The sequence below is a fragment of the Montanilutibacter psychrotolerans genome (assembly GCF_003719825.1).
GTDB classification, from domain to species: domain Bacteria; phylum Pseudomonadota; class Gammaproteobacteria; order Xanthomonadales; family Xanthomonadaceae; genus Montanilutibacter; species Montanilutibacter psychrotolerans.
Window position 1 is genome coordinate 495,233 of sequence record NZ_RIBS01000002.1, and the last position, 24,193, is coordinate 519,425.

The following is a 24,193-nucleotide window of genomic DNA, read 5'->3' on the forward strand; positions in this document are numbered from 1 at the left end:
TCGATCGGGCAGTCGGACGACGAGCGGTGCGCGATCACGCCCGATGTCCGTTGCCGGCGACGCGCGGACGAACCGCGGTGCCGACGTCGTATAGCGCGGATTCGCCCGTCCTGCCATCGGCACGCGGCAACATCGACGGCGCGGGACATGCAAACTGCGACGTGCATGCGCCCCGAGTCACGGTAGCTGCGCTGTGGCGAATTGCCGTCCAGTGCGGCGGCTGAAATACTCCGTGACACTGCGGGCAACCTGGGCGGGTGCCGCGCAGCATCGGCGAAGTCCATCCGTGATGGCAGGCGGCGACAGTCAGCCGGCATCTCACGCACGGTGTAAACGCCCGCACCCTTCAACGCCCGCAACCAACACTTCAGGGGAATGCATGCACACGCTCTACTACACACCGGGAACCGCCAGCCTGGTGGTGCACTGGTTGCTGATCGAACTCGATGTTCCCCATGAGCTGCGCCTGGTCGATTTCGACAGCAAGGCACAGAAGCAGGCCGACTACCTGGCGCTCAATCCCAACGGGGTGGTACCCACGCTGGTGATCGACGGACAGCCGTTGTTCGAGGCGGCGGCCCTGGTGCTGCATCTGGCCGACCAGCATCCGAAAGGTGGCCTCGCCCCGGCACTCGATGACCCGCAGCGTGGCCTGTACTGCCAGTGGCTGTTGAACCTGGCCAACACGCTGCAATCGCCGGCGCGCCTGTGGTGGTATCCGCAGGACATCGGAACCGACGTGGAAGCGATCAAGACCGGCGCTCGCGGCCGCATCGAGGCAGCCCTCGAGCGGCTCGACGCCCAGCTGGGTGCGCACGGTCCGTACCTGCTTGGCGAACGTATCAGCGCAGTCGACTTCTACCTGGTGATGCTGATGCGCTGGACGCGCACCATGCCGCGTCCGGCCACCGATTGGCCGCACCTGGCGGCGTTGGCCAAGCGCCTGAAGGCACGCCCGTCGTTCGCCACCCTGTACGAACGGGAAGGTCTCACCGAATGGGCTTGAACCTGAACATGCCGGCGCGTGGGGCGGGCCATCGCGGCCGCGCGGCAAAGGTGACGGCCTGTCTGGCCGCAGTGCTGGCGCTTGCCGGCTGCGACATGATCAACGAGGTGTCTTCGTCGGCATCGCAGGAGCCTGATGCCGCAACGGCGGAGACGGCGGCCAAGGCGGAGGCGGCGAGCGGCGCGATGACCCAGGCGATGGCAACGTCGCTGTGGGTGCAACCGGGCGCCGCGGTTGCGGGCGTCGGGCAGCTCGAATGGACCGAGCGCTGGTGGAAATGGGTCGGACGCTTTCCCGAGGGGCGGTTGCCGTACCGCGATCCGGATGGCGCCCTGTGCGCAACCGCGCAGGAAGGACCGGTGTGGTTCCTGGCCGGAACCGATGGCCAGTCCGACGCGAAGCGGCATTGCCGCATCCCGGCTGACAAGTACCTGCTGGTGCCGGTCATGAACATCGTCGAGTTGAGCGGCGGAGCGGGCAAGCCGGCGCGTGGCTGCGAGGAGTTGCGCGCGAGCGCCGCCAAGGTGATGGACCACCTGTCCAACTCGCTGGTGTTGTTGGATGGGCGCATGGTGGGCGCCACGGCAGGCATGCGCATCGCCAGCAACGGCTGCTTCGATCCGGGGCGGGGTCTTTTTGGTGGCGGCCACAACGTGGCGGCCAGCGACGGGTACTGGCTGATGCTGTCGCCGCTGCCACCGGGCAAGCACGTGCTGGCAATCTCGGCCGGGTACGACGACAAGGGACCGCTGCGGTCGCTGCAGAACTTCCAGTACGAGTTGGAAGTCGATGCCCCAGGTGCCGCTGCCGGCGCGGATTCGGGGGCCGGCGCCGATCCCAGTACCGATCCTGGCGCGGGCGCCCCGAAGGCGACCGGATCGCCGGGCTAGCGTCCGAAGATCCGACCGCGGCTTGACCGCGCCACCGGCTTGCCGGCGGCGCGGTCGGGCAGTGCCGGCGCCGCGGCCCGGTGCGGTCTCGCCCAATGCGGGTAGGCAGCGGCGAGATCGCTGGGGTAGGCTCGCCGATCACGTGCCAGCCGGATCCGTCGTACATGAGCAGCAACGCAGAAGCCATCGTCAGCACCGGGCGCATGCCCCGGCAAATCCCTTACATCATCGGAAACGAGGGCTGCGAGCGGTTCAGCTTCTACGGGATGCGCAACATCCTGGTGCAGTTCCTGATCACCTCGACGCTGCTCCAGCACATCCTGGCGGGCTCCGAGCGCGAGCTGGCCGCCAAGGACCTGATGCACACCTTCATGATCGGTGTGTACTTCTTCCCGTTGCTGGGCGGCTACCTGGCCGACCGCTTCTTCGGCAAGTACAACACCATCCTGTGGTTCAGCCTGGTCTACTGCGCCGGCCACGCCTGCCTGGCGCTGTTCGAGGACAGCCGCACGGGTTTCTTCACCGGCCTGGGACTGATCGCGCTGGGCGCCGGCGGCATCAAGCCGCTGGTGGCGTCGTTCGTGGGCGACCAGTTCGACAAGTCCAACAAGCACCTGGCCAAGGTGGTGTTCGACGGCTTCTACTGGATCATCAACTTCGGTTCGCTGTTCGCCTCGTTGCTGATGCCGTTGTTCCTCAAGAACTTCGGCCCCAGCGTCGCGTTCGGCATCCCCGGCCTGCTGATGTTCGTGGCCACCGTGGTGTTCTGGCTGGGCCGCAAGCAGTACGTGATGGTGCCGCCGGCCACCGTCGAAGACCCGCATTCGTTCTCGCGCGTGGTGCGCACCGCGCTCACCGCGCAGCGGCCGGGCGAGGGCAGGACGGGCTTGTGGATCGCGATGTTCGGCGTGCTGCTGGCGGCAGGTTCGTTCGCGCTGGTTCCCAGCCTGGGCTTCGTGATCGCGTTCTGCATCGCGCTGGTGGTGCTGCTGGCCGGTGTCGGCGGCGGAGCCTACCTGCAGCTCGAGCGGGCGCGCGGCGTGCACCCGGACATGGCGGTCGATGGCGCGCGAAGCGTGCTGCGGGTGCTGGTGATCTTCGCGTTGTGCACGCCGTTCTTCTCGCTGTTCGACCAGAAGGCATCGACCTGGGTGATCCAGGGCAACGCGATGACCAAGCCCGAGTGGTTCGTGTCCTCGCAGATGCAAGCGCTGAACCCGGCGCTGGTGATGATCCTGATCCCGTTCAACAACCTCGTTCTTTACCCGATGCTGCGCCGGCTGGGATGGGAGCCCACCGCGCTGCGCCGCATGACTGCCGGCATCGCCTTCAGCGGCCTGGCGTGGATTGTCATCGGCGGCATCCAGGTGGTCATGGACGGTGGCGATCCGATGTCGATCGTTTGGCAGGTGCTGCCGTACGCGCTGCTGACGTTCGGTGAGGTGCTGGTATCGGCTACCGGCCTGGAGTTCGCCTACAGCCAGGCGCCGCAGGCGATGAAGGGCGTGGTGATGAGCTTCTGGAACCTGACCACCACGATCGGCAACCTGTGGGTGCTGCTGGCCAATGCCGCGGTGCGCAACGAGGCGGTGACCAGCAACATCGCTACCACCGGCTTCAGCGTGACCGCATTCCAGATGTTCTTCTTCGCCGCGTTTGCATTGGTGGCGGCGTTGGTGTTCTGGTTGTATGCGCGGCGCTACACCGTGGTGGACAACTACCGCGCCGCGGTCGCCTGAGGAGTGCAAGGATGCTGACGTTGGTGCTGATCGCGGTGACCGTGCTGGTGTCGTGGCAGGCGTTCGACAAACCCCGCCTGCTGGATCGACTGATCCTGTGGCCGCCGGCGATCGAGCGTCAGCACCAGTACGATCGGCTGGTCACGCATGGGTTCATCCATGCCGACTGGCAGCACCTGCTGTTCAACATGATCACGCTGTTCTTTTTCGGCAGGCAGATCGAGCCGCTGTTCGCCCAGTACCTGGGGCCCGCGGGCTTCGCGTTGTTCTATGTGTCGGCGATCGTGGTGGCGATCCTGCCGACCTGGCTGCGCCACCGCCACGATCCGCGCTATCGCAGCCTGGGGGCTTCGGGCGCGGTGTCGGCGGTGCTGTTCGCCTTCATCCTGCTGGCCCCTTGGTCGCTGATCTTCATCCCGATTCCGGTGCCGGCGATCCTGTACGGCGCAGGCTATGTCGGCTATTCGTTCTGGATGGATCGCCAGGGCGGCGACAACGTCAACCACAGTGCGCACCTGTCAGGCGCGATCTATGGCGTGTTGTTCATGCTGATGATGGAACCACGCGTGGCGCGCGTGTTCCTGGAGAAGTTGACGCAGCCCTCATTCGGTTGAACGGGGCAGGCGCCAGTGGGCGGGTGTCAGGCGGCCTGCGAGTAGGCGAGCGTCGGACCGGTAGGAGTCGTTTCGCCGTAGGCAGCGGCGAGCCGGGAATAGACCGCCGCGTCGAGCGCGAGCAACTCGCTGCTTTCGTGGTCACCATGTGTCGCAAGGTCGAACAGGCGGTGCATCAGATCATCGTCGCTGGCGGAATCGATCGCGGCGCTGTCGAAGTCACTCATGGTAGCGCTTCCTTTGGACGGGCCATTTTGGGTGGATGCGCCATCCAGGGCACACGAAAGGTGACGCAGGTTCCATGCCAACCGTGCATCCGTGCCAAATTGCCTTGACAAGCTGACGTTAAATGTCAGCACTTGTCGCTGACGGAAGGTTCGCGGGCGGCGACTGACGGCTAGGCCCCGCAATGGGCGACGGACGATTGCCGCATTGCGTCGGGTTCCGTCCCCCGAGAACCAAAGCGGGCATCCCCAACCCGCTCTATCCAGGAAAACGCATGACAATGGAAAATCCGACCATCTCCCATGATCCGGACACCTCGGCCTTCCTCACGCAGGTCGACGGCGTCCAGGCACGACTGGATTACTGCCGAATCGGCGACACCATCGCCATCACCCACACGGGGGTACCCCGCGAAATCGGCGGGCGCGGCATCGCGGCGGCCCTGGTTAAGGCGGCCTTCGATTACGCCCGCCAGGCCGGCCTGAAGGTCCGTCCGGATTGTTCCTATGCGGCGGCATGGCTGGCTCGCCACCCGCAGTACGCCGATCTGGCGGCGTCGCCACAGGGGGCGTGAGCCCGCGCTGCCGACGGTCGGCTGGTGACGGCTCGTCCGCGAAACAACCGCAGGACGAGTGACAACAAGCGAGCCCGCAATCGCCTTCAAGCAGCAGGCACGGGCGTCACGAATCCGGAGTTGTCGGAAGCTCCCTGCGTAATTGTTCGGCGCGTGCCGGGTCATCTGCACGTGACGAGAGCCGTAAACGAAGCGCTAACAGGCTGGTAGCTACCCCGCAGAAGATAAGCCCAAAGCCAGTGCCGAGAGAGACAATCAAGCCCTCTCCATGATGCTCGAAAAGCCACACAAGCTTGCCGCGAATCGCCGAAAGCTTCTCAAGGACCGCGCCATTGCCAGGGTTCAGGCGGCGAAGCTCCGAGTACTCGCTAATGAGGCCTTGCCCGAGAAATGGCGGATCCGCGAACAGTGGCCAAGCCCATGCCACGGCAGCGCCGCCCAGCAAGAGCTGAAATGCCGCCAGGGTGGTTAGAAGGACGGCGACTGGCTTGTTGGTATGCATCCGAACAGGCCTAAGCCTGATGTCTTTCGATTCGCCTTGATCGCCGAGAGCCCGACGCGCGTGCCCGATAACAGCTTGATGTAGAGCCGCTTCGGCGTGAATCGGTAGGCCCCAGGCTACTCAGGTGGCAAGCAGTCATGGCCACGACTTACGATCTTTCCGATCAGTTGATAGCACTCAAACAGCGGGCGATCGTTGCTAAAGCCGGAGTAGACCAGAAAGGATGTGGCTCCCTCTGGTTGCAGCTGGCGGACGCGAGTAGGCGCGCCGGGAAGCCGACCCAGTGGGGATACCGTCACTCGGCCATCGGGCTCACGAGCAACCGTGTGGACATAGCCTTCATTGACTGACATATGGGCAAGTCCGGTAAAGACGAAGATGCCATTCGAGTTTCTGACAATCCCGTGGACATTCTCAGCGAGAACGGTGTCAAGGGTGCCGTCAGCATCCTGAAACAGGAGCTTGCCTATCCATTCGCCGCGATCAACGCCAAGCAGGCGTCCGCCGAAGGCGTCCAGCGAGTGGTCAGGGACCACAACCTCGGGCGTTTGCGCGGGCGCGCTCGGCTCAACAGAGCAGCCGCACAGAGCCAGTATGATCATCAGCAGTAGTAAACGCATCTGAACCCCAACGCCTGAAGCCAAGCCGCGATGCGGCTTCGAGTTGAATGAATGATCAGGCCGCACTGGCCGTCTGCGAAGCATCGGTGTACTCGACCTTGACTCCCCGGTGCGCATCAAAAATGCGGCGGTGCGCCTGGTACGACCACGCATCGTCCCGGCTGTAGTAGTCAGCGACCCAGGATTGCAGGTTGGCCAGCATGGCGTCCTGTTGCTCCATTGACGCGTACTTGTGCGGCTCCCAGGGGCGCCTGCGGTTGTTTGCCTGGCAGGTCTCCAGGCCGGGATTGAGAAACACGAGCTGGGTGCAGTGAGGGGCCGCGTCCTCCACGAGCTCGCCATAGCAGCCTTCAATCACCCACTCGGCCAGGGACGCAATAAATGCATCCAGGGATGCTGAGACGGACTGCGGATCGCGTGGCACCGCAATCTTCCCGGGCTCCCAGACAATCGAGTCGAGGTCCAGGTGTGCCAATCCGTGCTGCGCCGCCAGAGCTTTGGCGTAGGTGCTCTTGCCGGAACCTGAGTTTCCGAACACGAGCACTCTCATGCGGCCTGACGCCTTCATGAGACCGAGCTGTGAGACGGCTTCTTGAATGCCGTTGAAGGTCTCCCGCACGCTAGCCGCGCTCCTCTTTGACTGTGGCGGCATTCAACAGGCGCGCTCTGTCCGAATTGGCAAACACCACGTTGCTCTCAATGTCCTCGACGTGGCCAGGTCTTGCCAAGAAGACAATGGCGGCAAGCACTTGGCCGGTGGGTTCGGTGACCGTTGCTCGGGGCCCGTCGACGGAGCCAAACTTTCGGGCAATCTCAAACGACCGATCTTCCGGGGTGAGAGCGTACTCGCGCTTGTCTTTGACTGTCGGCATGAGTTTCTGAGGCGTCCAACGCGCGAGTTAAGGCGAGCCGCGAAGCGGCTTCTGATCGAACGAACTGTTGGAGCGCAGTTCGCGGCGATTGAGAACGAAGATTGCCGCAGCAAACACGGCCTCGATGGCGGCGCCAGCGGCGGCGCCGAGGGTGGGGGAGGCACCTGCCTGTGCGAGGAAGTAGCCCGCACCCGCCAACGCCAAGCCGCACACCCAATAGATGCGCATGCCGAACAGCGAACTGAACACCAGGTACCGGCCGCCGATGACGAGGAGCATGGCGGGAAAGAACCATTCGATGCGCAGCAACGAAACCGCGTAGGCCAGCGGCAGGCTGAAGATCAGCCAGGCGGTGCTGGCCAAAGCCAGCGACCCGAGCGGGTTGCCCTTGGAATGGTTGCCCGGACGTCCGAGAAGCTTCGCGATCAACACCCCCAACGGGTGAATCAGCATGCCTCCAATGAAGAGCACCCAGACAGCCTGTCTTGGTGCGACCTGCGCTGCTGCGACTGCAGCACATAGCCAGGCAATCGAGGAGGCAAGCATTCCGGCGGCACCGCCGAAATAGGCAAACCGCATGTCGGCTTGCGCGCGCGCGAGGTCGGTTGTCATTTGGTCTGTCAGTCCGGTTGAGGGTTGGTACGTGGTGACGTGAAACAGACCAATCCACGTAGCGCTTCGACTTGGATGAACGACTTAGATCCCGATGGACGAGGCCGCTTCGAGCGCAGTATCCCAGAGCACAGAACCGCTTGTCTCGGGTGAGCGCAGGGGGAGCAGCGGCATCACGTCCAACTGGCATCGGCGGAAGACTACGAGGAGTTGCAACACCGTCTCAGGCTGCACGGGATAGCTAAGCGCCAACTCCAACGTAGTACCCATCCCACGGACTCGCCCCGGAGAGAGCGTGACTAACCATCCGGTTGCCACCACGTGCAGTGGTTGATCCCCGCCGCACGGACCGGACCGATGAATGACAGCGGGCTCCGGGTGCGGTTTATATCTTGGTCCGGGCGAGCAACTTCCGCCCCACACCCCGGAAAAGGTCGCCCGGGGTGCCAAAGCTGATGATCCGGACCTCATCGCCGAATTCTAAAGCGCTTTCGACGCTCTCAATAAATCCAGCGCGCAGTAGATTCAGGCCGTTTACCGTCACGAAGTAGTCAACAGCGTTTGTGGCTCCTCGGCCAGGCTTGTAGTACGGACTGGGCCTTGCTGCCGGATTCTCAATGTCCCATACCACATTGCTTGTTGGAATTTTCAGGAGCTCCTTCTCAATCACCAGAAGTTCGTTCAGCGCCGCCGAACTATCCGTTGGTGCGATAGAGCCCTGGTACAACTTGTTCATTGTTGTCGGGAATCTCGTACCCCAACCAGCCTGCTCAAGGTTTGAGCTTATGGTTGAAAAGAAGGCATGCAGAATTGCTCCTGAACCTACCTCAGTTACAACTGATCCGGTCCTGATTGCGACGCGCTGAGGGATTCCCGCCGCGCGTCGCCTTTTGAACAAACCATCGAATAGCTTCATGCAATGCCGAACACCTGAATTGAGCCGAGCCGCGGAGCGGCTTCGACTTGAATGAATTGTTAGGTCGCGGGATTGAGGCGCCGACCCGCTGCCTTCTCGTAAGTGCGCAGCAAGCGTGACAGGTGCGGTTTCTCTATCACAAGTCGCTTGGTCAGACCCCAAGGGCTGCGGCCTCTTTGGTACTTGAAGTCAATCCACGTCGTCTTGGGAGTCGCGTGCCGAAAGGTCTCCCAGAGCATGGGAAGATAATCATCTTCAAGACTCAAGCCAACTATACATTTGACACTGACCCGCTCGGAATCGCCGCGCTTCAAGCGGTAGGTTATGTACACCGACCGGCGCTTGCATTTACAGGTACGGCGCAACAGCCTCTGATCCCAACCGCTCGGCGCCAACTCATTCCAGATGAACGCGGCAATGCTCTTTGACTCACAGACGGCAAGCCAAGCTGGCCGGTCGCCGCAAGAGATGCACTGCCACCAATATCTTGCCATGGGAGTAGCGGCCTTACGTCTGAATTAAGCAGAGCCGCGAAGCGGCTTCGGTTTGAATGAATTGTTTGGTATGAACTAGCTGCGCTTAGTGTGTAAGTGAAGCATATTCAGGAGAGGCTACTTCGATCGCTTGGATTGCGCGACGCCACATCAAACTCTTCTTTGCTCATGTTGTACGCCGCCAAACGCTGAAAATTAAGCCGAGCCGCGAAGCGGAATCGGCTTGATTGAATTGCAGGCCCTGTACAGCCAAGAGCCAACGAAACACAAGAGGGTAAGGTTCCGGCCGAGCAGCCTCACGTCGAGCCCGGCTATCAACCGGATGTATAACCGGACCCGGCGGGTGCCGTCCATGGCGGCCTAGGCGCCGTAGCTTTGCGCACCGAATCAATCACTTCCTATGGGAGATCACGCTGTCCGGCACCAGCGCCGACGCGCTGAAAAGCCTGCGAACGGGGGCTGTAACGTCGACACGACCAACGACTCAACCCTGCCCGAGGGCTGGTGACCGGGTAGACTGCGCCCCCGGTGTCACCTCCGGCCGCCTGACAGGTCGCCCAACCGGTTCTCGAGTGACCTCTCCACGTCATTGATCCATAACGCTTACACCCGCGAGTAGACCGTGCGCCTCAACAAACACATCAGCGACACCGGCTTCTGTTCCCGGCGCGAGGCCGATCGCCTCATTGCCGAAGGCCGGGTCACGGTCAATGGCATCCGTGGCGGCGTCGGCGCCGAAGTGGGCGAGGGCGACGAGGTCCGGGTCGATGGGCAGCCGCTCAAGCTGCGCGTTGCCGCCAAGGGCCAGAAGAAGCACGTCTACATCGCGCTCAACAAGCCGATCGGCATCACCTGCACCAGCGAAGCCGACGTCAAGGGCAACATCGTCGATTTCGTTGGCCACGAGCGCCGGATCTTCCCGATCGGCCGCCTCGACAAGGATTCCGAAGGGCTGATCCTGCTGACCAGCAACGGCGACATCGTCAACGAGATCCTGCGCGCCGAGAACAAGCTGGAGAAGGAATACCTGGTGGCGGTCAACAACGCCGTGACCGACGAGTTCCTGCGCGGCATGGCCAAGGGCGTTCCGGTGCATGGCGAGATGACCCTGCCGTGTCGCACCGGACGGCTGGGCAAGTTCGGATTCCGCATCACCCTGGTGCAAGGCCTGAACCGCCAGATCCGCCTGATGGCGGCGCACTTCCGCTATCGCGTCAAGCAACTGGTGCGCGTACGCATCGGCAACGTGAAGCTCGGCCACCTCAAGATCGGACAGTGGCGAAACCTCACCGACGCCGAATTGCGTGGCCTGTTGCCGCATCGCAACGACTGGTGACGCCTTCCGGGCCCGCAGCTTCCGACCGGCCGCGCAACCCATCCGGTCCGCACATCCTTCGCCAGCCGCTGACGGCGTCACGGTAGGATGCCCGCGGCATAGCCATGCCCGTCACAACCTTCCCCCAACACTCGCGAAAACCCAAAGGATTGCTCGCATGAGGCGCCTGCTCATTCCGTCGCTGCTGGTCTTGTCCCTGGTCGCCTGCGACCGCGGTCAGCCACCGGCGCCCCCCGCCACCAGCACGCCGGCACCCGACGCCAGCACCGGCCCTGCCGCGCCGCCGGTGGCCGAGGTCAAGCTCACCGATGTCGTGGAAACCACGCCCGACTACGTGATCGGCATTACCTATCCGCCCAACGCGTCGCGCTATCCGGGCCTGGCCGCCGAGCTGAAGGCCTATGCCGATGCCGCGCGCGGCGAACTCATGCAGGCCCTGCCGGGACGCGCGCAGAGCGATTCGGGCGCGATGTACGAGCTGTCGCTGACCTTCAGCGAGTTGTACGCCACGCCCGAGCTGGTTGCGGTTGCCGCCGACGGCGACACCTACACCGGCGGCGCGCACGGCAACCCGCTGATCGCACGCTTCGTCTGGCTGCCGCAGCAGGGCAAGGCGCTCAAGGCGAGCGACCTGGTGACCAGCGAGGCCGGTTGGAAGGCGATCGCCGGCTACGTGCGCGAACAGTTGCATACCGCGTTGTCGCAGCGCGTGGATGCCGACGACCTGCCGCCGGCAGAACGCGCGGACGTGATCAAGAGCGCAGGAAAGATGATCGACGAAGGCACCGACGCGAGTCCGGAAAACTTCGCCCAGTTCGAGCCGCTGGCCGGTGCCGGTGGCAAGCTGCGCGGGTTGCGCTTCGTGTTCGCGCCGTACCAGGTGGGCCCGTACTCCGACGGTACGCAGCACGTCGAAGTGCCTGCGGCGGTGTTGCTGCCGCACGTCGCGCCGCAGTACCGCGGGTTGTTCGCCGCGAACTGATCCGGGCCGCGACCTGGCACCCACAAGGCCCGCCATCGCGCGGGCCTTGTGCGTTTTGCGGGCGTGTTCGGTGCTGGGGCGGCTTGGGGCTGTCGGACGTCGCCAGGCGCAGCCGCGCGCGACTGGCTGCAACGTGGCGCGGCGATCATGCCCGGCATCCCAGACCCAGCCGGTTGCCTTGCCGCCATGTCGCCACGCCTGTCCGCACCGCCTCGATTGTCGTTTGGATTGCCGCTTGAATCGCCGCTTGGATCGCCGCTTGGATCGCCGTTCGGGTCGTCGTCATGGTTGCGTCGCGGAGCGCGACGCTTCGCGGTCTGCAGCATCTGGGCGATGATCGCGCTGGCCGCGCCCGCGGTCGCCGTGGACAACGACGCCATGCCCGAGCACGCCCCGGCCCCGATCGTGATCGGCCACCGCGGTGCCAGTGGTCATCGACCCGAGCACACGCTGGAGGCTTACCAGCTGGCGATCGAGCAGGGGGCGGACTTCATCGAACCCGACCTCGTGGCGACACGCGACGGCGTCCTGGTGGCCCGTCACGAGAACGAGATCTCGGGCACCACCGATGTCGCCGCCCATCCCGAGTTCGCCGAGCGGCGCACCAGCAAACGTGTTGACGGCGTCGAAACCACCGGCTGGTTCACCGAGGACTTCACGCTCGCCGAGCTCAAGACCCTGCGCGCGCGCGAGCGCATCCCGGCGATCCGACCCGGCAATGCCGACTACGACGGTCAGTTCCGGATCGCGACCTTTGCCGAGGTGATCGATCTTGTCCGCCATGCCGAGCGCGCGGGCCGTCGGGTAGGGCTGTACGTGGAGACGAAGCACCCCACCTACTTCGCCAGCGAAGGCCAGCACCTCGACGGCAGCCCCATCGGGGTGGACCTCGGTGCGGCGCTGGTGGCGGAGCTGGTGCGGGCAGGCTTCACCGACCCGGCGCGCGTCTACATCCAGAGTTTCGAACTGTCCAACCTGATCGGCCTCCGGCAGCGGGTCATGCCGGCTGCTGGCGTCGATTTCCCGTTGGTGCAGCTGTTCGATGAGCTGGCCAGCGCTCGTCCCTACGACCTGATTTTCCATTCGCGGCGTGGCGATGACCTGGAGACGATCTATCCCGGACTGGCTCGGCAGCTGCCGACCGGGCTGGGTGCCGACACCGGCTATGCGTCGCTCGCTGCGCCGGCGGTGCTGGCGTGGGCACGTCGGACCTACGCACGCGGGATCGGCCCCTGGAAAGCCGACCTGCTGCCGCGCCGGGCCGCGCCGGGCGAGGCGACCGGCGAGGCCGCCCAGCGCGCCACGCGCCAGACCGGCGCGGTGCATCCGATGCTTGCCGATGCGCACCGGGCGGGACTGCTGGTGCATCCGTACACGCTGCGAGCGGAAGAAGCCTTCCTGGGCGAAGACGTCAACGGCGAGCGGCAGTCGGTGGTGGATGAGGCGGTGCAACTGTTCGAGCTGGGCGTCGACGGCGCGTTCTTCGATCAGCCCGACCTGGGCGTGCTGGCGCGTGATGTCTGGCAGCAGGGGCGCGCGTCGCGGTAGTCGCGGCAACGGTTGCCCGGCGGCACGCGCACACCCAAAAAAAAACCGCCCGGATAGTTCCGGGCGGCAGGTGTCGCACACGTCTGACGAGGACTTACTTGGCGTTGGTCGCCGCGGCGGGTTGCGCGCCGTCGGAGGCCGGTGCGGCGATCAGGCCGCGGCGTTCGAGCAGGGGCTGGATCTGCGGGGCGTGCCCGGCGAAATCATTGAACAGCTTCAGCGCGTCCTGGCTACCGCCCTGCGACAGCAGGGTGGCGCGGAAGTGGTCGCCGTTCGCGCGCGTCAGGCCGCCGTTCTGCTTGATCCACTGGACGGTATTGGCGTCCAGCACCTCGGACCAGATGTAGGCGTAGTAGCCGGCCGCGTAGCCACCCATGATGTGGCTGAAGTAAGGCGTCTTGTAACGCGGCGGGACCGGCGCGTAATCCAGGCCGTCCTTCTTGAGCGCGGCGGCCTCGAAATTCATCACGCCGTCGGCAGCCGGAATCTGCGCGCCACTGGCCTGGTGCCAGTTCTGGTCGAGCATCGCCGATGCCAGGTACTCGGTGGTGGCAAAGCCCTGGTTGAACTTGCCTGCGGCCACGACCTTGTCCAGCAGTTCCTTGGGCATCGCCGCGCCGGTCTGGTAGTGCTTGGCGTAGTTGGCCAGCACCGACGGCCAGTCGGCCCACATCTCGTTGACCTGCGACGGGTATTCGACGAAGTCGCGCGGCACGTTGGTGCCCGAGAAGTACGGGTACTTCACGTCCGAGAACATGCCATGCAGCGCGTGGCCGAACTCGTGGAACGTGGTGGTGACTTCGTCCCACGTCAGCAGCGTCGGCTTGCCTTCACTGGGCTTGGGGATGTTGAGGTGGTTGGCGACCACCGGCAGGGTGCCCAGCAGGCGGTTCTGGTCGACGTAGGAGTTCATCCAGGCGCCACCGCGCTTGGACTCACGCGCGTACATGTCGGCCAGGAAGATCGCCAGCTGCTTGCCGTCCCTGTCGAACACGTCGTAGACGATCACGTCCGGGTGGTAGACGGGCAGGTCGGTGCGCTGCTTGAAGCTCAGGCCGTAGAGCTGGTTGGCGGCGTAGAACACGCCGTTCTCGAGCACGTTCTTCAGCTCCAGGTACGGCTTGAGCTGGTTCTCGTCGAAGTTGAACTTCTCCTGGCGCACCTTCTCGGAGTAGAAGGCCCAGTCCCACGGCTGCAGCTGGAACGTCGGCTCGCCCTTGGCGGCCTGTTCCTTGTCGATCATCGCCTGCAGGTCGGCGCCTTCGCGGCGGGCATTGGCGACCGCGGCCGGAGCCAGCTGGCCCAGCATCGCATTGACGGCCTGCGGGTTCTTCGCGGTCTCGTCCTCGAGCACGTACGAGGCGTAGTCCGGGTAGCCCAGCATCGTCGCCATCTCGGCACGCAGCTTGAGCACCTTGGCGACGATCGGGGTGGTGTCGAACTCGTTGCCGCGGCTGCCGCGTGCGACCGAGGCCTTGTGCAGGCGCTCGCGCAGGGCGCGGTTCTGCAGGTAGGTCTCCGGCGGCTGGCCGGTGGTGTTCATCAGCGCGATGACGTACTTGCCTTCGAGCTTGCGGGCCTTGGCGGCCTCGGCGGCGGCGGCGACGGCTTCCTCGGACAGGCCGGCCAGGTCGGCGACGTTGTCGACCACGATCGCCGAGTCGTTGACCTCGGCGCGCACGTTCTTGCTGAACTCGGCATCAAGCGTGGCCAGCTCGGAGTTGATCGCCTTCAGGCGGACCTTGGACGCGTCCGGCAGGTTGGCACCGGAGCGCACGAAATCGGTGTGGTAGCGCTCGATCAGGCGCACGCTCTCGGCGTCCAGACCCAGGGTGCTGCGGGTGTCGTACAGCGCCTTGATGCGACCGAACAGCTTCGGGTTCAGATAGATCGCATCGCGGTGTGCGGACAACTTGGGCGCGTAGTCGGCCTCGATCTTCTCGCGTGCCTCGTTGCTGTCGGCGCCGACCAGGTTGAAGAACACCAGGATCGTGCGGCTGAGGGTGGCGCCGGTCTTCTCCATCGCCACGATGGTGTTTTCGAAGGTGGCGGGCGCGGCCTGGTTGGCGATCGCCTCCATCTCGCGCGACTGCTCGGCCATGCCCTGGTCGAACGCCGGACCGAAGTCGCTGTCCTTGATCTTGTCGAACTGCGGGTAGTGCAGCGGCAGCGGGCTTTCGTTGAAGAACGGGTTGGCGGCTTGCGCGGTCACGGCGGTATCGGTAGTGGCGGAGGACTGGGCGAAGGCCGGGAGGGCGGCGGCGGACAGGGCCAGCGCCACTGCCAGGGCGAGCGGGTGCTTCATCGGGGCGGAACCTCGGTACGGTGAACGACCAGCCTAGCCGATCGCCCCGGGGCAGGGCGCATGACGAAAGGCATGGTCGACAGTGAACGCGGTCGTGTGGGCCGGCTCGCCTTCGCAAGACCGCCCTGGAGGGCCGCCCTGCGACCCGGCCGACAGGTCGTCCAGCCGACGGTCCGACCCTCCCGCGGCATACCCGCCGGTACGGACGCTTTAACACTGCGGTAACATTCGCCCCGCAATTCGAACTCGATGGCGCGGTCGACTCCGCGCGTGGGGCCGTCACGGGACGGTCCGGACTCCCAGTCGCCCCGGAGCGCCATCCGCGCTCCGTTCCAAAAATCGGCGCCCACCCCAGCGCGCCCTGTCGAGCGAGAGCCCCATGCCTTCGATGCCTGCCCGTCCCCGTTCCGCCCACTCCCTTCCGCGCCACGGCCTGGCCGTCGCCATCGCCCTGTTGCTGCCGCTGCACGCCGCGCTGGCCCAGGATGCAGTCCCGCAGGCCGAGCCGGCCCAGGCCGAAGCCAAGACCCTCGACACGATGCTGGTCACCGCGCAGCGCCGGGTCGAGAAGGCCAAGGACGTGCCGATGGCACTGACCCTGATCAAGCCCGAAAAGCTGCACGTGCTCGGCTCGGGTGGCAGCGACGTGCGCTTCCTGTCCGGCCGTCTGCCCAGCCTCAACATCGAATCCTCGTTTGGTCGCGCATTCCCGCGCTTCTACGTGCGCGGCCTGGGCAACACCGACTTCGACCTCAACGCCTCCCAGCCGGTGTCGCTGGTGTACGACGACGTCGTCCAGGAGAACCCGCTGCTGAAGGGCTTCCCGATGTTCGACGTGGAGACCGTCGAGCTGTTGCGCGGACCGCAGGGTTCGCTGTTCGGCCGTAACACGCCGGCCGGCGTGGTCAAGCTCGAGTCGGCCAAGCCGACCCGCGAGTTCGAGGGCTATGGCCAGGTCGCCTATGGCAACCTCGGCACCACCAACGTCGAGGGCGCCGTGGGCGGTCCGCTCGGCCAGAACTGGTCGGCGCGCGCTTCGGTGCTGTACCAGCGCCGCGACGAGTGGGTGGACAACACCAACCCGAACGCGCGGACCAATCCCAAGCTGGAAGGCTACGACGAGACCGCCGCACGCGTGCAGCTGCAGTACGACGGCAGCGAGACCTTCAACGCGCTGTTCAACGTCCACGCCCGCCACCTCAACGGTACGGCGCGCCTGTTCCGCGCCAACCTGTTCAAGCCCGGCACCAACGACCTGCGCGACGATTTCGACATCGAGCGCGTCGCAATCGACGGCCGCAACGAGCAGCAGCTCGACACCTTCGGCGTCGGCGCGCGCCTGAGCTGGGACTTCGGCAACGATCTCACCCTGTACTCGATCACCGGCTACGAGACGGCCGAGTCGTACAGCCGTGGCGACATCGACGGCGGCGTCGGCGCGGTGTTCCTGCCCGGCGGCAGCAATCCCGGTCCCATCCCGTTCCCGGCGGAGTCCGCGGACGGCCTGCCCGATCACCGTCAGCTGAGCCAGGAGTTCCGCCTGGAATCGAACTACGCCGGTCCGTTGAACTGGCAGGCGGGTCTGTTCTGGTTCGACGAGGACATCACCGTCGACAGCTTCAACTACGACACCCTGGCCGGCGGCGTGCAGGCCGGCTGGGCGCAGCAGAAGCAGCGCAACAAGGCCTGGGCGGTGTACGGCTCGCTGGACTATGCATTCAGCGACAAGTTCAAGCTGCGTGGCGGCCTGCGCTATACCCAGGACGAGAAGGACTTCAGCGCCAGCGTCCTGCAGAGCGCGCCATTCGGTGCGCCGGTGTCGGGTCCGTTCCTGGTCAACACCGATGTCGACAATGTCAGCTGGGACCTCAGCGGTACCTATGCCGCCACCGACGACATCAACCTGTACGCGCGCGTGGCCACGGGCTTCCGTGCGCCGTCGGTGCAGGGCCGCCTGCTGTTCCAGGTGCCGCCGCAGCCGTCGGTCGCCGATGCCGAGGAAGTGATCTCGTACGAGGCCGGCATCAAGGCCGACCTGTGGGAACAGCGTGCCCGCCTGGGCTTCGCGGTGTTCCACTACACCGTCGACAACCAGCAGCTCAACGCCGTCGGCGGCGCACTCAACCAGACGATCCTGCTCAACGCCGACAAGACCGTGGGCCAGGGCTTCGAGCTCGACCTGGATGCCTACCTGACCGACAACCTGATGGTCACCTTTGGTGCCAGCTACAACGACACCGAAATCAAGGATGCCAACCTGGGCGTCGCACCTTGCGGCAGCGGCATGTGCACGGTGCTCGACCCGGTGAGCGGCGGCCTGGCGTTCATCGACGGCAACCCGCTGCCGCAGGCGCCGAAGTGGATCTACAACGTCACCGCGCGTTGGTCCATGCCGGTCGGCGACAACGGGGAGTTCTACGTCTACACCGACTGGGCGTATCGCAGCGAGGTCAACTTCTTCCTGTACGAGGCCACCGAGTTCCGCAGCAAGGACCTCCTCGAAGGCGGCCTGCGCGTGGGTTACAGCTGGGACAACGGGAACTACGACGTCGCCCTGTTCGGTCGCAACATCCTGGACGAAGTGCAGGCGGTCGGCGCGATCGACTTCAACAACCTGACCGGCTTCGTCAACGAGCCGCGCGTGTACGGCGTCGAGTTCCGAGTCGGCTTCTGATCGGGCATCGCAGCGTCGTGTCGTGGCGGCCGGCTCACGGCCTCCACCGCACGCTGCAGGGCAGTCGCCCGCGCCGTCGTTCGGCGCGGGTAGTCTGCGGCGTCTTCGCGCGCCCTTCACCCGGGTCGCCATTCGTTCAGGTTTCCGCCGAGCCCCCAGTGGTCGCACTTGCAGGGCACCCGGCGCCGTTTTCACGATCATGAATGCGAGGTCACGCGTCCAAGTGTGACGCAATCGAGGCTGCAGCGTGATCGACGTCACGCTATGCTGCACCTCCTTCGGGAGATGCCAATGACCTCCGCTTTTGATTTTTCCGCCGTCGACATCGACGGCCAGCCGCGCTCCCTCGATACCTATCGTGGCAATGCGCTGCTGGTGGTGAACGTGGCTTCCCAATGCGGCTTCACCCCCCAATACACCGGTCTTGAACAGCTGTGGCGCGAGTACGGCCCGCGCGGCCTGGTCGTTCTCGGGTTTCCGTGCGACCAGTTCGGCAACCAGGAGCCGGGCGACGAGTCCGAGATCCGCAATTTCTGCTCGCTCAACTACGACGTGACGTTCCCGCTGTTCGCCAAGATCGACGTCAACGGCGCCGGCGCCCACCCCCTGTGGAAGTGGCTGAAGGACGAGAAGGGCGGCTTCCTGGGCATCGACGCGATCAAATGGAACTTCAGCAAGTTCCTGATCGGCCGCGATGGTCAGGTGATCAAACGGTACGCCCCGACCGAAAAACCCGAATCGCTTACGGGCGACATCGAATCGGCACTGGCGTGAAGGCGCAGTTGCTCGCCACGCGCGCGTCCGTCGCCGCTGCACCGATCCGGATCGAATACAGCCATGCTGCCGGTTGCCTTCGGGCGAAGGTCAGCGGGCATAACGCCAGCCTCGAAACCACGGTCGCCTACTGGAGCGAGATCGCCGGCGAAGTTCGGCGCCTGCGTCCGGGCACGTTGCTGGTGATCGACGACATGAGCGGCGGTCCGCCGTGCGCGGCGGACCTGCAGCAGTTCGTCGATGCGATGGCGGGGAAGGGGTTCGAGGGCGTGCGCATTGCCTACGTCGAGGCGCATGGCGACCAGATCGCCAAGGTCGAAGTCGGCGAGATCCTCGCGCGCGAGCGCGGCTACAAGGCGCGCGTGTTCGGCGACGAGAACCAGGCGTCGCTGTGGTTGCGCCACGGCGAAACCTGAGACGTCCTTCGGCCTGAATCGCCCGGCCGGCGCGCGCCTGTCGCCTGCCACTCTCCACCGTCCGTTGGCCCACGCCCGGGCCCATGGCGCCCGAGTCCCTCGATCTCATGCCGGATTCGATTCGGCCCGGGCCCGCGATGCCGCCACCGGTTGGCGTGCCGCGCGCGCCTTCAAGCCAAAGCAGGGGCGCAGCGCCGCAACGCGGCGGATCACCAACGCGTGCAGCACCCAGCATCCGCCAACGGTGCCGGCCAGCACCAGCAGTGGCTCGACCACCGGCCCAAGGCGCAGCGGCAACAGCCAGTAGGCCACCGCCACGATCAGGCTCTGGTGCAGCACGTACCACGGGTACACCGCCTCGTTGGCCCAGGGCAGCCACCGGAACGGACGGTTCAGCAGGGTGTGCCCCCAACCCAGGATCGCGCACAGCGCCAACCAGATGTAGCCGTTGCGCAGCACGCGGATGAAGGTTTCCTGCCAATCGGGAATCTCGTCGGGCAGGGAAAACACCAGCGCGGCATACGCGGCGAAAACGAACAGAGCCCAGCCCAGCGCGCGCCGGCGCAGTCGCGCCAGTTCGCCCCACAGCCCCGCGTCGGTGCCCAGCCACCAGCCGTAGAGGAACATCGTGAAGTAGACGGCATGGCGGTACCAGTCGTTCTCCAGGTCGCCGTCGTCGCCAAAGATCGGTTGCAGGGCCAGCGTGGCCAGCAGCAGCGGCAGTGCCGGCAGTACCAGCAGCCGGCCGTTGCGCAGCCCCGTGAAAGCGCGTTGCACCCGCTGGCCGACGCCCGACCGCAGCAGCGGCAACAGCGCGGCGAACGCCAGCGTGTAGACCCACAGGTACGCCAGGTACCACAGGTGGTTCCAGGTCAGACCGTCCGAGCCGTCGAAGTGCTCGCCGGGCCATTGCCGACCGCCGAGGTAGTCGCCAAGGAAACGCCAGAATCCGGGCTCGACCGCACCGTTCGCCACGCCCTGGGCGTAGGGCTGGATCGGCACCACCACCAGCATGCCAAACACCAGCGGCAGCATCAGCCGCCAACTGCGCAGCGCCAGGAACCGCCCGATGCCGGTGTCGCGCAGCAGGAAGTGCACCGACAGGCCCGAGATCAGGAAGATCAGGTCCATCCGCCAGCGGTTCACGAACAGCATCGGCAATTGCAACCATTCGGATTGGTGCGGGCTCTTGAGGTGCCAGTCCCAATCGAACACGTACAGCATGGCCCAGTGGTAGAGGATCAACAGGGCGAAGGCGATGGCGCGCAGGGCGTCGATGTCGTGGCGGCGGTTCATGGCACCGGTCGGCGAGGGAGTTGCCGGCGAGGTTGGTCCCCGCACCCGCGTCCCACCAGCGCCAAGTGACTGATTGCGGGAGGTTTGGGACGAATCGCGGAGTGGCGGGACGAACCGGATCCACCCCTGTGCCGGCCTGGGTGACAATGCGTCGATGCCTCCGACTCCCACACCCGCGGACCCCGCCGCGACCGTCGCCCCGGGCCGTGCGACGCCGACTACCGCCACATCCGCAGGCCGTTTGCCCTCGGCGTGGGATCGCTACCTGCCGTGGCGACGTAGCGTGGAGATCGGCTTCTGGGTGGCCAACTACGCCATCGGTGCCGTCGCCAACAGCATCGTGGTGCTGATGGACATGAGCCGGGCCGAGCTGGGTTTCGCGCAATGGAAACCGGTGGTGTGGGAATCCAGCAGCAGTCTTGTCGCCTTGGCGCTGGTTCCCGCGGTGGTGTGGTTCACCCGGCGCGTGCCGCTGCACCTGGATACCTGGCGCCGGTCGCTGCCGCGACACCTGCTTGCCAGCCTGGTGTGGTCGATGCTGCACGTCGGCGGCATGGTCGCGTTGCGCAAACTGGTCTACGCGCTGCAGGGCGAGCACTACGACTTCAGCCCCTGGCTGTGGGAGTTTGGCTACGAGTACCTCAAGGACATCCGTTCCTACGCGTCAGTCGTGCTGCTGATCGAGGGCTATCGCTTGTTGTTGCGGCGAATGCAGGGTGAAGCCAGCCTGCTTCAGGCCCCCGACGACGCGCCGCCGCTGGAGCCGGTGGACCGTCCGGAGCGCTTCCTGGTGCGCAAGCTGGGCAAGGAGTTCCTGATCGCCGCCAGCGACGTCGAGTGGCTGCAGGCCTCGGCCAACTACGTGAACCTGCACGTGCGCGAGCGCGAGTACCCGCTGCGCACCACGATGGCCGCCATCGAGGTCCAACTGGACCCGACCCGTTTCGTGCGCGTGCACCGCAGCTACATCGTCAACCTCGACTGCATCGCCCAGATCGAGCCGCTGGAGACGGGCGACGCCCGGGTGGTGATGCGCGACGGCAGTGCCGTCCCGTGCAGTCGCCGCTACCGCGCCGCACTCCGGCCGGACTGACGATTCGACCTTGCGCGCCGGCAGCGGCCGGGCGCGCCAACGTCTGGCCGCCTCGCCGGTCGGCTCACTTCTCGACGAACGCGCGCTCGTAGACGTAATGCCCCGGCGTGCCGATGCGCGGCGCGGCGACGAAACCGCGACCGTCGAGCAGGGTGCGGAAATCGGCCAGCATCTGCGGGCTGCCGCAGATCATCGCGCGATCGTGCTCGGGATCGAGGGCGTCCAGGCCGAGCTGTTCCATCATCCGCCCGGTGGCCATCAGGTCGGTCATCCGGCCACGGTGGTCGTGGCCATCGAACGTGAAGGCCTCGCGCGTGACCGCGGGGTAGTAGCGCAGCTTCGCGGCAATCTGCTCGCCCAGGAATTCGTGGCGCGGCAGTTCGTTGACGAGGTAGTCGCGGTAGGCCAGGTCGGTGGGGTGGCGCACACCGTGGGTCACGATGACCTTATCGAAGCGCTCGTAGGTTGCCGGGTCCTTGATCACCGACAACCACGGCGCAAAGCCCGTTCCGGTGCCCAGCAGGTACAGGTTCCGGCCCGGATGCAAGTCGTGGATCAGCAGGGTTCCGGTGGGCTTGCGACCCACCAGCACCTTGTCGCCGGGACGGATGTGCTGCAGGCGCGAGGTCAGCGGGCCGTTGTCGACCTTGATGCTGAAGAACTCCAGTTGCTCTTCCCAGTTGGCACTGGCGATCGAGTACGCGCGCATCAGCGGCTTGCGGCTGCCGTCGGGCTGTTCCACTTCCAGGCCGATCATCACGAACTGGCCGTTCTCGAAACGGAAGCCGTCGTCGCGAGTGGTGGTGAAGCTGAAGTAGTCGTCGGTCCAGTGACGGACGTCCAGCACGGTTTCGGTGCCGAAGGCGGAGGACATGTGGGGCCGGGGCTTGCGTGGGGGCCGGCATTTTAGCCGAGCGCCGGCGGATGCGGCGGACCGGACCGGACCGGCGCCCGACGCGGCCTAGCGGCCCACCCCGACCCGCAAGCACCACGGCGCGCTCAACGCGGCCCGCGCTGTTCGCTGGGTTTGGCGCGTCGGTCGTGGAGCAACGCGCTGATCACGATCCCCAGCCCGAGCGCGGACGCCACCAGGAACAACACCAGCGCCAGCACCGGATAGCCGAACAGCCGCGCGCCGGTTTCCACCCGCATCAGCAGCGCCGACGCCAGGATCAACGCGGCAACGATCACGCCGGCGCTGATCCGGTTGGCGATCTTCTGCAGGTTCTCCATCAGCCGGGATTCCTGGAGACCGGTGACCTTCAGCTGCAGCTTGTTGTCGGCCAGCAGCGACAGCAGGTCGGCCAGCTTGCGCGGCGCATCCCGCGCCAGGCCTTGCAGCTCGATGACCTCGCCGGCCAGGCCGCTGGCCGAGAACGCCTGTTTCAGGCGCGCGCGCATCACGTGCTCCAGGTGATCGTCGATGACCTGTTTGACGTCCAGCGCCGGGTCCAGCGCGCGGCACACGCTTTCCAGGTTCAGCATGGTCTTGCCCAGCAGGCTCAGCTCGGGCGGCATACGCAGCCCACACGCCGCACCGAGCCGCGTCAGATCCATCACCAGACGGCCCTCCGACAGCGACTGCGAACCGGCATGCGCGGCGTAGCGCGACACCAGCTGGCCCACTTCGCGCAGGTAGCGCTCCTCGTTGTAGACCTCCAGCCGGGTGCTGATGGCAATCGACTCGTTGGCCACTTCCTCGCCGCGCCCGTCGACGGCCGCGTACAGCAGCTTCAACAGCCGGTCACGGCGTCGCGGCGGCACGTGGGCGACCATGCCCAGGTCGAAGATGGCCAACCGGCCATCGGTGGTGACCAGCAGGTTGCCCGGGTGCGGATCGGCATGGATCTCGCCGTGCACGAACGCCTGGTCGAGGTAGCCGCACATCAGCGCCCGTGCGAGGTGCTGCATCGATTGCTCGGTGCGGCGCAGGCCGCCGATGGCGGTGACCTTGGTGCCTTCGATCAGGTCCATGGTCAGCACGCGCATGCGGGTCAGGTCCCACACCGGGGCCGGTACCAGCAGTTCCGGGTAGTGGGCGAAGTGCTCGGCGAAGCGTTCCAGGTTCTCCGCCTCGATCCGGTAATCGAGCTCGGCCAGCAGCGTCTTGCGGAACTCGTGCACCCAGTCGCCGAAGTGCAGGCGCCGGCCCAGATCGGTGGCCTGGTCGAAGCGCACCGCAACCGCGCCCAGGACATCCAGATCGGCGCGGATGTTCTCCAGCGCATGCGGGCGCTGCACCTTGACCGCCACCACCCGGCCGCTGCGCAGCGTCGCGCGGTGCACCTGGGCCAGCGATGCGCTGCCGATGGGGACGTCGTCGAAGTGTTCGAAGGCCTTGCTGACGCGCACGCCCAGCTCGTCCTCGATGACGCGGCGCACGTCGACCAGCGGGAACGGCACCACGTTGTCCTGCATGCGCTCGAGCGCTGCCAGGTAGGCCGGCGGCACCATGTCGGCGCGGGTCGAGAGGGCTTGGCCGATCTTGACGAAGGTGGGCCCGAGCGCTTCCAGGTCGGCGACGAACTCCTCCGGCCGGCCCTCGGTCGGGGTCGCCTCGGCGGCATCGAGCGTGGCGATGTCGAGGTTGAGGCCGCTGAAGACGCCGGCGTTCCGGTACTTGAACAGGAAGCGCACGATGCGCGCGGTGCGGGCAAGGCTGTTGTCCGGCTCGGTCATCGCGGGCATCCGGCTCCAGGTGCCCG

Annotated in this window: 23 protein-coding genes; 12 read left to right on the top strand and 11 right to left on the bottom strand. The window is 65.7% G+C overall.

The features are described from left to right. Positions 1–379: 379 nt before the first annotated feature. From EER27_RS05745 to EER27_RS05760, 4 genes are all read left to right on the top strand, one after another. Entirely contained in the window at positions 380–1,006 is a 627-nt protein-coding gene (locus tag EER27_RS05745) for a glutathione S-transferase family protein (RefSeq protein ID WP_123087053.1), read from the top strand. Then, positions 997–1,896: a hypothetical protein gene (locus tag EER27_RS05750; protein WP_123087054.1), complete on the top strand. Its 900-nt coding sequence runs from the start codon at positions 997–999 to the stop codon at positions 1,894–1,896. The genes EER27_RS05745 and EER27_RS05750 overlap by 10 nt, the downstream gene beginning before the upstream one ends. A 164-nt stretch (positions 1,897–2,060) precedes the next feature. Continuing rightward, on the top strand, positions 2,061–3,635 hold the full coding sequence (locus EER27_RS05755; protein WP_123087055.1) for a POT-type proton-dependent oligopeptide transporter: 1,575 nt from the start codon (positions 2,061–2,063) through the stop codon (positions 3,633–3,635). An 11-nt stretch (positions 3,636–3,646) separates the two neighbouring features. After that, positions 3,647–4,249, top strand: coding sequence for a rhomboid family intramembrane serine protease (locus EER27_RS05760; protein WP_123087056.1), 603 nt, complete (start codon positions 3,647–3,649; stop codon positions 4,247–4,249). A gap of 26 nt (positions 4,250–4,275) precedes the next feature. Here the strand turns inward: EER27_RS05760 and EER27_RS05765 are convergent, their stop codons facing one another. Beyond that, positions 4,276–4,476 carry a hypothetical protein gene (locus EER27_RS05765; protein ID WP_123087057.1) on the bottom strand — a complete coding sequence of 67 codons (201 nt, stop codon included), beginning with the start codon at positions 4,474–4,476 and terminating at the stop codon, positions 4,276–4,278. Between the two features lie 278 nt (positions 4,477–4,754). On the opposite strand from EER27_RS05765, the gene EER27_RS05770 reads away from it, so the two are divergent. Further along, a complete protein-coding gene (locus EER27_RS05770; protein ID WP_223807187.1) occupies positions 4,755–5,048 on the top strand; it encodes a GNAT family N-acetyltransferase in 294 nt (97 codons plus the stop codon). A gap of 106 nt (positions 5,049–5,154) precedes the next feature. Here the strand turns inward: EER27_RS05770 and EER27_RS16865 are convergent, their stop codons facing one another. The 6 genes from EER27_RS16865 to EER27_RS05805 form a co-directional block, all read right to left on the bottom strand. Continuing rightward, positions 5,155–5,550 (bottom strand): hypothetical protein, encoded by a 396-nt coding sequence (locus tag EER27_RS16865; protein ID WP_148040947.1) that lies wholly within the window; start codon positions 5,548–5,550, stop codon positions 5,155–5,157. Between the two features lie 116 nt (positions 5,551–5,666). Continuing rightward, positions 5,667–6,170: a hypothetical protein gene (locus EER27_RS16870; protein ID WP_148040948.1), complete on the bottom strand. Its 504-nt coding sequence runs from the start codon at positions 6,168–6,170 to the stop codon at positions 5,667–5,669. 55 nt (positions 6,171–6,225) lie between these two features. Then, on the bottom strand, positions 6,226–6,789 hold the full coding sequence (locus EER27_RS05785) for a P-loop NTPase family protein (RefSeq protein ID WP_223807188.1): 564 nt from the start codon (positions 6,787–6,789) through the stop codon (positions 6,226–6,228). 1 nt (position 6,790) lies between these two features. Further along, positions 6,791–7,042, bottom strand: coding sequence for a hypothetical protein (locus EER27_RS05790; RefSeq protein WP_123087061.1), 252 nt, complete (start codon positions 7,040–7,042; stop codon positions 6,791–6,793). Between the two features lie 27 nt (positions 7,043–7,069). Then, positions 7,070–7,654 carry a DUF7010 family protein gene (locus EER27_RS05795; RefSeq protein WP_123087062.1) on the bottom strand — a complete coding sequence of 195 codons (585 nt, stop codon included), beginning with the start codon at positions 7,652–7,654 and terminating at the stop codon, positions 7,070–7,072. 385 nt (positions 7,655–8,039) lie between these two features. Beyond that, on the bottom strand, positions 8,040–8,570 hold the full coding sequence (locus EER27_RS05805) for an Imm70 family immunity protein (RefSeq protein ID WP_123087064.1): 531 nt from the start codon (positions 8,568–8,570) through the stop codon (positions 8,040–8,042). A gap of 1,116 nt (positions 8,571–9,686) precedes the next feature. Here EER27_RS05805 and EER27_RS05810 point away from each other — a divergent pair. From EER27_RS05810 to EER27_RS05820, 3 genes are all read left to right on the top strand, one after another. Continuing rightward, entirely contained in the window at positions 9,687–10,400 is a 714-nt protein-coding gene (locus tag EER27_RS05810) for a pseudouridine synthase (RefSeq protein ID WP_123087065.1), read from the top strand. A 157-nt stretch (positions 10,401–10,557) separates the two neighbouring features. Continuing rightward, the gene (locus tag EER27_RS05815) at positions 10,558–11,382 is read left to right on the top strand and encodes a DUF3298 and DUF4163 domain-containing protein (RefSeq protein ID WP_123087066.1); all 825 of its coding nucleotides are present in this window, start codon (positions 10,558–10,560) and stop codon (positions 11,380–11,382) included. Between the two features lie 333 nt (positions 11,383–11,715). Continuing rightward, positions 11,716–12,930: a glycerophosphodiester phosphodiesterase family protein gene (locus tag EER27_RS05820; RefSeq protein ID WP_190285667.1), complete on the top strand. Its 1,215-nt coding sequence runs from the start codon at positions 11,716–11,718 to the stop codon at positions 12,928–12,930. 94 nt (positions 12,931–13,024) lie between these two features. Here EER27_RS05820 and EER27_RS05825 read toward each other — a convergent pair whose 3' ends face one another. Further along, on the bottom strand, positions 13,025–15,235 hold the full coding sequence (locus EER27_RS05825; protein ID WP_123087067.1) for a M3 family metallopeptidase: 2,211 nt from the start codon (positions 15,233–15,235) through the stop codon (positions 13,025–13,027). 388 nt (positions 15,236–15,623) lie between these two features. Here EER27_RS05825 and EER27_RS05830 point away from each other — a divergent pair, with 388 nt between their 5' ends. The 3 genes from EER27_RS05830 to EER27_RS05840 all read left to right on the top strand — a co-directional run bounded on the left by EER27_RS05830 (position 15,624) and on the right by EER27_RS05840 (position 19,099). Then, positions 15,624–17,909, top strand: coding sequence for a TonB-dependent receptor (locus EER27_RS05830; RefSeq protein WP_123087068.1), 2,286 nt, complete (start codon positions 15,624–15,626; stop codon positions 17,907–17,909). Positions 17,910–18,200: 291 nt separating this feature from the next. Then, complete coding sequence (locus EER27_RS05835) at positions 18,201–18,683, top strand: glutathione peroxidase (RefSeq protein ID WP_123087069.1); 483 nt, start codon at positions 18,201–18,203, stop codon at positions 18,681–18,683. Then, positions 18,680–19,099 (top strand): hypothetical protein, encoded by a 420-nt coding sequence (locus EER27_RS05840; protein ID WP_123087070.1) that lies wholly within the window; start codon positions 18,680–18,682, stop codon positions 19,097–19,099. Before EER27_RS05835 ends, EER27_RS05840 begins: the two co-directional genes overlap by 4 nt. 105 nt (positions 19,100–19,204) lie before the next feature. Here EER27_RS05840 and EER27_RS05845 read toward each other — a convergent pair whose 3' ends face one another. Further along, positions 19,205–20,395 carry an acyltransferase family protein gene (locus EER27_RS05845; protein WP_123087071.1) on the bottom strand — a complete coding sequence of 397 codons (1,191 nt, stop codon included), beginning with the start codon at positions 20,393–20,395 and terminating at the stop codon, positions 19,205–19,207. Between the two features lie 154 nt (positions 20,396–20,549). On the opposite strand from EER27_RS05845, the gene EER27_RS05850 reads away from it, so the two are divergent. Continuing rightward, positions 20,550–21,488 carry a LytTR family DNA-binding domain-containing protein gene (locus EER27_RS05850; RefSeq protein WP_123087072.1) on the top strand — a complete coding sequence of 313 codons (939 nt, stop codon included), beginning with the start codon at positions 20,550–20,552 and terminating at the stop codon, positions 21,486–21,488. Between the two features lie 64 nt (positions 21,489–21,552). Here EER27_RS05850 and EER27_RS05855 read toward each other — a convergent pair whose 3' ends face one another. Together EER27_RS05855 and EER27_RS05860 are read right to left on the bottom strand one after the other, a co-directional pair. Further along, positions 21,553–22,362: a ferredoxin--NADP reductase gene (locus EER27_RS05855; RefSeq protein WP_123087073.1), complete on the bottom strand. Its 810-nt coding sequence runs from the start codon at positions 22,360–22,362 to the stop codon at positions 21,553–21,555. Between the two features lie 125 nt (positions 22,363–22,487). Then, a complete protein-coding gene (locus tag EER27_RS05860) occupies positions 22,488–24,176 on the bottom strand; it encodes an ABC1 kinase family protein (protein WP_123087074.1) in 1,689 nt (562 codons plus the stop codon). Positions 24,177–24,193 lie beyond the last annotated feature (17 nt).

Coding starts and splice junctions, on each gene's coding strand:
- EER27_RS05745 (WP_123087053.1), top strand. CDS start 380: ATGCACACGCTCTACTACACACCGGGAACCGCCAGCCTGGTGGTGCAC.
- EER27_RS05750 (WP_123087054.1), top strand. CDS start 997: ATGGGCTTGAACCTGAACATGCCGGCGCGTGGGGCGGGCCATCGCGGC.
- EER27_RS05755 (WP_123087055.1), top strand. CDS start 2,061: ATGAGCAGCAACGCAGAAGCCATCGTCAGCACCGGGCGCATGCCCCGG.
- EER27_RS05760 (WP_123087056.1), top strand. CDS start 3,647: ATGCTGACGTTGGTGCTGATCGCGGTGACCGTGCTGGTGTCGTGGCAG.
- EER27_RS05765 (WP_123087057.1), bottom strand. CDS start 4,476: ATGAGTGACTTCGACAGCGCCGCGATCGATTCCGCCAGCGACGATGAT.
- EER27_RS05770 (WP_223807187.1), top strand. CDS start 4,755: ATGGAAAATCCGACCATCTCCCATGATCCGGACACCTCGGCCTTCCTC.
- EER27_RS16865 (WP_148040947.1), bottom strand. CDS start 5,550: ATGCATACCAACAAGCCAGTCGCCGTCCTTCTAACCACCCTGGCGGCA.
- EER27_RS16870 (WP_148040948.1), bottom strand. CDS start 6,170: ATGCGTTTACTACTGCTGATGATCATACTGGCTCTGTGCGGCTGCTCT.
- EER27_RS05790 (WP_123087061.1), bottom strand. CDS start 7,042: ATGCCGACAGTCAAAGACAAGCGCGAGTACGCTCTCACCCCGGAAGAT.
- EER27_RS05795 (WP_123087062.1), bottom strand. CDS start 7,654: ATGACAACCGACCTCGCGCGCGCGCAAGCCGACATGCGGTTTGCCTAT.
- EER27_RS05805 (WP_123087064.1), bottom strand. CDS start 8,570: ATGAAGCTATTCGATGGTTTGTTCAAAAGGCGACGCGCGGCGGGAATC.
- EER27_RS05815 (WP_123087066.1), top strand. CDS start 10,558: ATGAGGCGCCTGCTCATTCCGTCGCTGCTGGTCTTGTCCCTGGTCGCC.
- EER27_RS05820 (WP_190285667.1), top strand. CDS start 11,716: ATGATCGCGCTGGCCGCGCCCGCGGTCGCCGTGGACAACGACGCCATG.
- EER27_RS05825 (WP_123087067.1), bottom strand. CDS start 15,235: ATGAAGCACCCGCTCGCCCTGGCAGTGGCGCTGGCCCTGTCCGCCGCC.
- EER27_RS05830 (WP_123087068.1), top strand. CDS start 15,624: ATGCCTGCCCGTCCCCGTTCCGCCCACTCCCTTCCGCGCCACGGCCTG.
- EER27_RS05835 (WP_123087069.1), top strand. CDS start 18,201: ATGACCTCCGCTTTTGATTTTTCCGCCGTCGACATCGACGGCCAGCCG.
- EER27_RS05845 (WP_123087071.1), bottom strand. CDS start 20,395: ATGAACCGCCGCCACGACATCGACGCCCTGCGCGCCATCGCCTTCGCC.
- EER27_RS05850 (WP_123087072.1), top strand. CDS start 20,550: ATGCCTCCGACTCCCACACCCGCGGACCCCGCCGCGACCGTCGCCCCG.
- EER27_RS05855 (WP_123087073.1), bottom strand. CDS start 22,362: ATGTCCTCCGCCTTCGGCACCGAAACCGTGCTGGACGTCCGTCACTGG.
- EER27_RS05860 (WP_123087074.1), bottom strand. CDS start 24,176: ATGCCCGCGATGACCGAGCCGGACAACAGCCTTGCCCGCACCGCGCGC.